Source organism: Enhygromyxa salina, assembly GCF_002994615.1.
GTDB lineage: Bacteria > Myxococcota_A > Polyangia > Nannocystales > Nannocystaceae > Plesiocystis > Plesiocystis salina_A.
The window spans coordinates 1-9,530 of the sequence record NZ_PVNK01000102.1 but is presented as its reverse complement, the minus strand read 5'-3'; the positions used below and the strand labels follow the sequence as shown (position 1 = coordinate 9,530).

General features: G+C 68.9%; 7 protein-coding genes. 4 read left to right on the top strand and 3 right to left on the bottom strand.

All coding sequences use genetic code 11. The annotated features are described in order from the left end of the window. Positions 1–123 precede the first annotated feature (123 nt). The 3 genes from ENSA5_RS09070 to ENSA5_RS09060 form a co-directional block, all read right to left on the bottom strand. Positions 124–924, bottom strand: a complete 801-nt coding sequence (locus ENSA5_RS09070; protein WP_146155496.1) for a hypothetical protein — start codon at positions 922–924, stop codon at positions 124–126. Between the two features lie 5 nt (positions 925–929). After that, a complete protein-coding gene (locus tag ENSA5_RS09065; RefSeq protein WP_181197550.1) occupies positions 930–1,850 on the bottom strand; it encodes a DUF4349 domain-containing protein in 921 nt (306 codons plus the stop codon). A 104-nt stretch (positions 1,851–1,954) separates the two neighbouring features. Then, positions 1,955–2,839 carry a DUF4349 domain-containing protein gene (locus ENSA5_RS09060; protein ID WP_181197549.1) on the bottom strand — a complete coding sequence of 295 codons (885 nt, stop codon included), beginning with the start codon at positions 2,837–2,839 and terminating at the stop codon, positions 1,955–1,957. A 202-nt stretch (positions 2,840–3,041) separates the two neighbouring features. On the opposite strand from ENSA5_RS09060, the gene ENSA5_RS09055 reads away from it, so the two are divergent. The 4 genes from ENSA5_RS09055 (at position 3,042) to ENSA5_RS09040 (ending at position 9,367) form a co-directional block, all read left to right on the top strand. Beyond that, positions 3,042–4,592 carry a M28 family peptidase gene (locus ENSA5_RS09055; RefSeq protein ID WP_106391234.1) on the top strand — a complete coding sequence of 517 codons (1,551 nt, stop codon included), beginning with the start codon at positions 3,042–3,044 and terminating at the stop codon, positions 4,590–4,592. A 6-nt stretch (positions 4,593–4,598) separates the two neighbouring features. Next, positions 4,599–5,201: a thymidine kinase gene (locus ENSA5_RS09050; protein WP_106391233.1), complete on the top strand. Its 603-nt coding sequence runs from the start codon at positions 4,599–4,601 to the stop codon at positions 5,199–5,201. 461 nt (positions 5,202–5,662) lie between these two features. Further along, a complete protein-coding gene (locus tag ENSA5_RS09045) occupies positions 5,663–7,657 on the top strand; it encodes a hybrid sensor histidine kinase/response regulator (protein WP_106391232.1) in 1,995 nt (664 codons plus the stop codon). A gap of 405 nt (positions 7,658–8,062) precedes the next feature. After that, positions 8,063–9,367, top strand: coding sequence for an FG-GAP repeat domain-containing protein (locus ENSA5_RS09040; RefSeq protein ID WP_181197548.1), 1,305 nt, complete (start codon positions 8,063–8,065; stop codon positions 9,365–9,367). Positions 9,368–9,530: the final 163 nt, after the last annotated feature.

Genomic DNA, 9,530 nt, shown 5'->3' with positions numbered 1-9,530 from the left:
GACATGTCGTGGACAACGAAACATCGCACGACAGCGTAACTCGCGGTCGTGCGTGAAGGCCACTGGCCTCGGGTGTCGTGTTGGACCCGCGGCCCAGCCTGGGGCTGCTAGCACCCCGGGCTGCTAGGACGCCTTGTCGCCCGCTGCCGGCTTGTCGCCCTCGGCCGGCTCGTCGGCGTCGCCAGGCGCCTCGCCCCCCTTCGGCTGGTCGGCGCCGCCAGGCTGCTCGCCCTCGGCGGGCTTGTCGGCGGCCTGAGGGCCGGGGCCGTCGGGCCGGGGCTGTTGCGTGGTGTCGAACTGCGGCGGCTGGCCGCTCTTGCAGACCTTCGAGCCGGCCTTGCACCCGCGGATCTTGATGTCGCCGAGGATCCGGTCGAGGTCCTCGCCGTGGGCGCTGGCGAGCCCCTTGTCGCCGGCGAGCTGCACGACCACGCGCCACTCGTCGGTCACGAACAGCACGACGGTGAAGAATTTCTCGTCGTCTTCGCTGCTCGGCGGGGCGTAGGCGAAGTCGAAGCGGGTGCCCTGGACGCCGTTGCCCGACTTGACCGCCTCTTGGCGCTGGAGCACGTAGTGGCGCTCGGCGAGCTTGCTGACCAGGTCGTCGGCCCAGATCGCCAGGGTCCCGCCCTTGCGGTTGGAGAAGGTCGTGATGTTGAGCCCGACGTTGTCGGGCGCCTTCATCCGCAGCTCGCCCTCGCCGCCCCAGTGGCTGCTCGACACCTCGATGAAGCCCGGCGGCGGATCTTTGAGCTTGAAGCTCGCGCAGCCCGAGGCGCCGAGGAGGCCGAGGCCGAGGCCGAACACAGACAGGGCCTTGACCACGGCCTTGCACGACCGAGGGCCCGAGCGCAGCGAGGGGGTCGGGGCGCAGGCCCGAGCCGGGCAGACGCCTGAATGAAGTTGCTTGATCTTGCTGGACATCTTGATCACCTCCACTCCGTGGCTTCGACGCCGAGGCTGTCGACCCAGCGGAAGGGGTCATTGCTGGTCGGGATGCTGTCGCTCGGACCGCGCTCGACCAAGGTCACGGTCAAAGTTGAGAACGCGATGAGATCCGAGAGCTGGCGCATGCGCCCGAGCGCGACCTCGAGCTCCATCGTCACCTCGTCGAGGGCCCGGCGCACGTGCAGGGCCTCCTCGACCGTCTTGGCCTTGGCGAGGAGCTCGAGCAGCTGGGTCTGGGTCTCGCGCAGGACCTTGATCCGCGAGTCGAGGTCGACGTACTCGGCGGACACGTCCTGGGCCTGGAGCGTGCGGGCCTCGACGACGCCGAGCTTGGCGAGCGAGGCCATGACCGGCTTGAGCTGAAGCGCGGGCAGCCGGAGCACGACCTGCTGCTGGTTGCGCATGTGGATCCAGCCGCCGTGGGCGTCGGGGATCGCCTCGACCGTGGCCATCGCGGACTCGAGGTCGTAGACGCTGATCTGCAGGCCCCCGATGTAGATGATCTGGCGGCCGTGATCGGGCTGTTGGTCGTCGCCCTCGCCGTCCTTGGCGGCGGCCTCTTCGGCCTGCCTCTCGCGCTGCTCTTGGGCCGCCTTGTTGGCCTTGCCCTTGGCGTCGCGGGCCGGCGGGGCGTTGGCTGCGAAGGCCATGACCGCGCCCTCGGCCATCGAGCCCTGGTCGAGCTCGGCCATGTCCTCGCTGAAGTCGTAGCGCGCTTCGCCGCCGGAGCCCTGCGCGCGGGTGATGTCGATGGTCGCGGCCGCCGGGAGCTCGCTCGCGCCGTGGGCTTCGGGGTAGGCGGTCGAGTCGGCGCTCTTGCACCCGAGCGCGAAGATCATCGCTGCCGGGGCCAGGAGGCCGAGCCACGAGCGCGGCCGCGCATGTGTTGAGTTGGATTTCATGGAGTCACCAAGGTGTGAAGGTTGCGTGGGGTTGGGGTCCGGCGCGCGAACGGGCTCGGCTCGCGGGTGCTTACAAGCCCTGGCAGGGGGCGAGTCGGGTCGGCTCATCGGTACTCGGTCGCCTCGACGCCGAGCTCGAGCACCCAGGGGAAGGGATCGTTGCTGCTCGGGAGCTCGTCGACCGGCCCGCGCGCGACGACGCGGATGATCAGCGTCGAGAAGGCGATGGACTTGGACAGCTCGCGCATCCGCCCACGCACGAGCTCGAGCTCCAAGGTGACCTCGTCGAGGGCCCGACGGATCTCGAGGGCCTGCTCGACGTCCTTGGCCTTGGCCAGCAGCAGCTCGAGCTGGGCCTGCATCTCGGTCAGGATCCGGATCCGCGACTCGAGGTCGGTGAACTCGGCGGTCACGTCGAGGGCCTCGAGGGTCCGGTAGTCGACGACCCCGAGCTCGGCGATCACGGCCATGGCCTGCTCGAGCTGCTCGGCCGGGATCCGCAAGATGATCTGGTTGTCGAGGCGCTGGTGGAGCCAACCGCCGAAGCGCTCGGGCAGGGCCTCGACCTCGCTCATGCTGTGCTCGACGTCGTAGACGCTGACCTGCATGTTGGCCGTGTAGATGATCTGGCGCCTGGCCGCGGCCTGCTTGGCTCCGTCGCGCGGCTGCTCGGGCAGCTCGAGGTCGACGGACGCAGGCTCGGGCTCGGGGCTCGGCGGCTCGGCGAGCTCGGCGGGAGCCTCGCGCTTGAACTCACTCTCGGTGTCGGGGCTCGGCCCGCGCGACGAGATCGCCGCGCCCCCGGGCGCGAGCACGTCACCCTCGATCATGTCGTCTTTGAAGTCGTAGCCGGCCTCCGACTCCTCGTAATACCCGCTGTCGCCGCCGTAGCCGCGCTCCTCCTCGGCGTAGGACTGAGGCGCCTCGCTCGCGTAGGAGGCCTTGTCGCGCGACGCACAGCCGAGGGCGAGCAGCAGAAGGCAGACCACGGAGGCCCAGGTGAGGCGGGAGGCGGGAGGCATGGTCGGGTCCGGGCGGACGATAGCGCGGCTGAGTGCCGACGTGAAACCGAAGAAGATGCCGAGCGCCTCGGACCCGAGGGCGGCGACGCACCGGGTCGAGATCGGGTCTGCCCGGCGCCGCCGGGGGCGTGCTTGCGCTCGCAGCGAGGACGCGGGTATGGCTTGCAGGATGCCTCAGCCCCCCAGGTTCGCGTGGATCTCCACACCACCCAAGCTCCTGGCCCTCGCCCTCACCGCTGCGCCGGTCCTGGCGGGCGGGTGCGCGAGCGAGGGCTCGGCGACCACGGTCTGGGCCCAGCCAGCCGGGGCCACGCCGCTGCCGAGGGCGAGCGAAGGCGCGCCGAGCGTCGAGGCGCCGACGAGCGAGAACACGAGCCCGCCCGCGCCGACGCCCGAGGCCAAGTATGTCGAGGCCGCGACCAAGCTGACGGCGATGGCCGAGGAAGACACCCGCGCGTGGGACCGGCTGGCCTACGTCGCCGACACCTACGGTCATCGCCTCTCGGGCTCGGAGGCGCTGGAGCAGACGATCGACTGGGCCGTGGAGACGATGGCCGCCGACGGGCTCAGCAACGCCCGGCGCGAGAAGGTCATGGTCCCGCACTGGGTTCGCGGCGAGGAGTCGGCCGAGATCCTCGGGCCGACCAAGCGACCGCTGCCGGTCCTCGGCCTCGGCATGACCGTCGGGACCCCGCGCCGGGGGATCACCGCCGAGGTCGTGGTCGTCGCCAACCTCGACGAGCTCGAGCAGCGCGCCGCCGAGCTCGACGGCAAGATCGTGGTGATCAACCAGCCGATGCCCGCCTACGACGTCGACAAGCACGACGCCCACTACGGCTCGACCGTGCAGATCCGCAGCCACGGGGCCTCGAACGCCGCCGCCCATGGGGCCAAGGCCGTGCTGGTCCGCTCGGTCACCGCGAGCAGCCTCCGGACCCTGCACACGGGCGCGCTCAACTACGACGACGACAAGCCCAAGATCCCCGCCGCCGCGATCACGCCCGAGGACGCCGAGTGGTTCGCGCGCACGGCCGCCCGCGGCGAGACCATTAAAGTTCGCCTCACGCTCGGCGCCAAGCACCTGCCCGACGCCGTCAGCGCCAACGCGATCGCCGAGCTGCCCGGGCGCGAGCTGCCCGAGGAGATCGTCGTGATCGGCGGGCACATCGACTCGTGGGACGTCGGCGACGGCAGCACCGACGACGGCTCGGGCTGCCTGATGGCGATGGAGGCCGCGCTGATGCTCCGCGAGCTCGACCTGATCCCGCGCCGGACGATCCGCGTGGTCCTGTTCACCAACGAAGAGAACGGCCTCCGCGGCGGCCTGGCCTACAAGGAGGCCCACGGCGACGAGCTCCACGTCGCCGGGATCGAGGCCGACGCCGGCGCGGGCGCGCCCTGGGGCTTTGGCATCGGCGCGAGCGAGGCCGACCTCGACGCGCTCTTGCCCTACGCGCCCCTGTTCGAGGCGCTCGGGGCCAACAACTTCAGGCTCGGCGGCGGCGGAGCCGACATCTCGCCGCTGACCAAAGAGGGCATGCTCGGCATCGGCCTGCGGCCCGACACCAGCCACTACTTCGATCTTCACCACAGCCCGGCCGACACGATCGACAAGATCGCGCCCTACCACCTCGAGCGCAACGCCGCCGCGATGGCGCTGATGGCCTACATCTTGGCCGAGCGCGAGATCCCGGCCGTCGCCGCCAGCCCCGAGAACTAGACAGACATGGCCAAGCTCTACTTTCGCTACGGGACCATGGACAGCGCCAAGACCATGAACCTGCTGGCCGTGGCGCACAACTATCGGCAGCAGGGCAAGAACGTCGCGCTGCTCAAGCCGCGCCTCGACGATCGCTTTGGCGGCGGGGTCATCGCGTCGCGCTCGGGGCTCGAGAAGCCCGTCGACCTCCTGCTCGAGGACGACAGCGAGCTCGACCCGCCCTTCTTCGCCGATCTCGACTGCGTGCTCGTCGACGAGGCACAATTTTTGTCGGTCAAGGTCATCGAGCAGCTCCGCGCGATAACACGCACCCAAAATGTCCCGGTGATCTGCTACGGCCTGCGAACGGACTTCCGCACCCGCTTGTTTCCGGGCGCGCGGCGGCTGTTCGAGCTCGCCGACTCGATCGAAGAGGTCAAGGTCACCTGTCAATTTTGCAACCGCAAGGCGATCTTCAACATGCGGATCGTCGACGGCCAGCCGACCGAGGACGGCGCGCAGATCCAGCTCGGGGCCAACGAGGCCTACGCCCCGACTTGCCACGTCTGCTACGTCGAGCGACTGCCCGGCGCGATCGAGCGGGCCGGGCACGCCGAGGTCGAGACCTGAGCCGCCCCTCACCCGCTCCCCCCTCGGGACCGCGGGCGCCGGGCTTTTAAAGCTCGGCCAAGTCCGCGGGGGCTTGTTCGCTGGACTTTGAAAGCTCGCCCAAGTACCCGCGGGGCGTGTTCGCTGGGCTTTGACAGCGCTCCCAAGTACCCGCGGGGCGTGTTCGCCGAGCTTTGACGGCGCTCCCAAGTACCCGCGGGGCGTGTTCGCCGGGCTTTGACGGCGCTCCCAAGTACCCGCGGGACTTGTTCGCCGGGCTTTGACAGCGCTCCCAAGTCCCCGCAGGGCGTGTTCGCTGGGCTTTGACGGCGCTCCCAACAACCCGCGCGGGGGAAGGAGGCCCCCCGAAGCTCGACGCCCCCTTCATCTACTCTCAGTTCTGAGCTCCTCGCTGGCGTAAGCGACGACCCCTGGCTGGGCCGTGATGACCTGCCTCCGGGCGCTCCCCTATATTCGAGCCCGTGCCTGATCCGGGATCTCACGCGGAGGATCCGCTGTCGAGCGAGGCCGTCGTCCAGAGCATCGTGGAGGCGGTCCCGGGCGGCGTCGTGCACGTCGGCGCCGACGGGGAGATCCTCAACGCCAACCCCGAGGCCCTGCGGGTCCTCGGGCTGAGCTTCAACGCGATCACCAACAAGTACGCGGCCGACTTCGAGACCGAGACCATCCACGAGGACGGCTCGCCCTGCCCTATCGCGGACTACCCCGTCACCAAGGCCCTCCAGACTGGCGAAGCTCAGCCGGGCCTGACCCTCGGCGTCCGGCGACCGGACGGCGAGGTCTCGTGGGCGGTGTTCCGGGCCAGCCCCCTCACCTCCAGCACGGGTCAGATCCAGGGGGCGATCGTCACCTTCTTGGACATCTCCGAGCGGATCCAGGCCGAGGAGCAGCACAGGCGTGACCGGCTGCTGCTCAAGAAGGCCCAGGAGCTCGCCAGCCTCGGCAGCTGGGAGTGGGACCCGACGACCAACCGCCTCACGTGGACGGACGAGATGTTCCGGATCCACGGCGTCGACCCTGCGAACTTCGATGGTCGGCTCGAGAGAGTCCTGGCCCTGACGCATCCCGACGATGTCGAGCGCGTGGAGGAGATGATCCGCGAGGCGGTCAACAGCGGCGAGACCACCAGCTTGGAGTACCGGATCATCCGTCCCGACGGCAGCGAGCGCATCGTCTGGGGCGGCGGCCAGCTCGTTCGAGACCGCTACGGTGACACCTTCAAGGTGATCGGGGCCCTCCAGGACGTGACCGAGCGCCGCCAGATCGAGCGGCATCGCCGTGAGCTCGAGGAGCGTCTTCGCCAGGCCCAGCGGATGGAGAGCGTCGGCCGGCTCGCCGGGGGCGTGGCGCACGACTTCAACAATTTGTTGCAGGTGATCTTGGGCAACCTCGAGCTCGCGGAGCTCTACGGTGACACAAAAGAGGCCCTCGCCGACATCCGCACCGCCGCCACTCGGGCCGCCGAGCTGACCAGTCAGCTGCTGACCTTCGGCCGGCGCCAGCGGGTCAACCTGGTCGAGGTCGAGCCGCATCAGCTGATCGCGGACTCGGTCCGGATGCTGCGCAGGCTCCTCGGCGAGCACTACGAGCTCGTCCTCGACCTCGCAGCCACCAACGTGGTGGTCAAGGTCGACCGTGCCCAATTTGGCCAGGTGTTGATCAACCTGTGCATCAACGCCCGCGACGCGATGCCCCAAGGTGGCCCCATCGTGGTCCGGACCTCCGTCACCGAGCCCGACGAGGACCTGCGCCACGCGTGGAGTCTTCGGGCCGGCGCAGACTTCCTTCGCGTCGACGTGGTCGACACGGGCACCGGGCTGAGCGAGGACGATCAATACCGGGTGTTCGAGCCCTTCTTCACCACCAAGCCCCAGGGCGAGGGGACCGGCCTCGGCCTCGCGGTCGCCTACGGGGTCGCCGTTCAGCACGGCGGCGCGATCGCCCTGCACAGCGTCGAGGGCGAGGGCAGCACCTTCAGCGTCTACCTGCCCCTGGCCGAGCCAGCCAGCGCCCTCGACGAGGCTCAGCCACAGACACAGCCTCAGCCTCAGCCTCAGCGCCGTGGGGGCGCGGCGGCCCTCGATGGCAAGGAGACGATCCTCCTGGTCGAGGACGAGGCCATGGTCCGCTCGGTCGCCGAGCGGATCTTGCGTCAGGCGGGCTATGTCGTGCTCTCGGCCGGAGACGGCGTCGAGGCCATGCAGGTGTTTGAGCAGCGGTCCAAAGCCATCGACCTGGTCATCCTCGATGTCGTCATGCCGCGCATGGGTGGCTACGAATTTCACGACCGGATCCGCGAGCGCTTCCCGGATCTCAGCGTGATCTTCACGACCGGCCACGACCTCAGTCCGACCGCGGCGCTGCGCAGGCCCATCGTCCGCAAACCCTACGGCAGCCTCTCGCTGCTGCAGGCGGTCCGGCGCGAGCTCGACCGCGGTTCACAGACCGAAGGCTGACGAGTCACGATCGCTGGAGTGGCCTCGGGCTTGGGGCTACACTCGCCGACGATTTACCTCGCCAGCTGAGCCCTGATCGCTCGCCCGATGTCCGCGTCACCCAGGTCTAGCTCCACGCCCAACGCGCCCGCCTCCGACCACACCCGCGCGGGCCTGGCAGCTGTCGTCACCCTCGCGGCCCTCGCCGGTTGCGCGGAGTTTTTCTACGATCAACGGCACTTCAGTGATAAGGGGGCTGCGATCGCGTCGGTCGTCGGAACAGCTCAATGATCGAAAGCGCAGAGTTCAACATGTCCGCTCCCGCGGTATGCTCTCGCAACCCCTCCTGCTAAGCTTCGTGGCATGTTGTTTGCGCTCTCTCGATCGACACAGTGCGCGCGAACCGGCGTCATCATCGTGTCCGCGATGACAATCACCGGATGCGTCGTCGGCCTCAACCCTGCCTACCGCGACGAGTCGACCGAGACCAGCGACGAGACGAGCGGCGAGGGTCAGCACGAGACCGGCACCGACGGCAGCGGTGACGGCGATGGCGATGGCGATGGCGACGGCGACGGGGACGGGGACGGCGACGGCGACGGTGATGGGGATGGGGATGGGGACGCCGACGGCGACGGCGACGGCGACGGCGACGACTTCGACCCCAAGTGCAACAACGGGGTGATCGAACCTGGCGAGTTCTGCTTCGAGGTCGTCGATCTCATGCAACTCGACAAGATCCAGTCGGTCACCGCGGGTGACTTCGACGGCGACGGCAAAATGGACATCGGCGTGGCCCGAGAGAACGACATCCTGGTGTTGTTCGGAGCGGGCAACGGGACCTTCCCCCTCGCCCTCGACCTCGCTGAGCAAAACGGAAAATACCGTGGAGCCGGAGCCGGCGACCTCGACCACGACCTCATCGACGATCTGATCGTGGCCCACGAAGACAGCCACCACATCTTCGTCTACATCTCCAACGGCGACGGCAGCTTCGACGATCCGGTCGCCCACGCGGCCGGCTCGAAGCCCGGTGATCTGGCCTTGGCCCTCCTCGACGGCGACGACGCCCTCGACCTCGTCACCGTCAGCTCGGACAACGAGGCGGTCTCGTTGATGCTCGGTGACGGGCTCGGCGGCTTCGCCCCTCCGCTGGCTCAACCGGGCCAAAAAGACCCTCTACGCCTCGACCTCGCCCACTTTAACGCCGACCCGTGGCTCGATCTCGCGGTCGCCAATCGCGACGACCGCAGCATCTCGATCCATCTCGGGAGCAGCGACGGGGCCTTCGAGCTCGCCCAGATCTACCATCTGAACGGCCGGCCCTGGTCCGTGGCGATCGGCGACCTCGACAACGACGGCGACCTCGACCTCGCAGCTCCGCTCGATGACGCCGACGTCGTCGAGGTGCTCTACGGTGACGGCTTCGGCGGCTTCGTCGGCCCGGGCGCGAGCGTCACGGTCGGCGACAAGCCGGTCGGCGCCGTGACGACCGACCTCGATGTTGACGGCCAACTCGACATTGTCGTCATCAACGCCGACGACAAGTCGGTCGGCATCTCGTTCGGAGACCCCGACAGCCCCGGTCAGTTTCTTCCGTATCAGACGCTCGCGAACCTCGGCAACCTTCCGAACCTCGCGGTGATCTTGACCGCCGACTTCAACGATGACGGCGTCGGCGATCTGATCGTCGGCGGCGACGGGTTGTGGGCGATGATCTCGACGCCCTGACAACCCGCCTGGAGCGGCGATCCAGTCTCCTAGCAGCCCGGGCTGCTAGGCCCTCGAGCGAGTCGCCGCGGCGGAGACCGCCGCGAGCGAAGAGGCACGGATCGTGCTCTTCATGCGCGCCATGACCGAGGGCGAGGACCTACCCGAGTGACGGCCAGCGCCA

Coding starts and splice junctions, on each gene's coding strand:
- ENSA5_RS09070 (WP_146155496.1), bottom strand. CDS start 924: ATGTCCAGCAAGATCAAGCAACTTCATTCAGGCGTCTGCCCGGCTCGG.
- ENSA5_RS09065 (WP_181197550.1), bottom strand. CDS start 1,850: ATGAAATCCAACTCAACACATGCGCGGCCGCGCTCGTGGCTCGGCCTC.
- ENSA5_RS09055 (WP_106391234.1), top strand. CDS start 3,042: ATGCCTCAGCCCCCCAGGTTCGCGTGGATCTCCACACCACCCAAGCTC.
- ENSA5_RS09050 (WP_106391233.1), top strand. CDS start 4,599: ATGGCCAAGCTCTACTTTCGCTACGGGACCATGGACAGCGCCAAGACC.
- ENSA5_RS09040 (WP_181197548.1), top strand. CDS start 8,063: ATGACAATCACCGGATGCGTCGTCGGCCTCAACCCTGCCTACCGCGAC.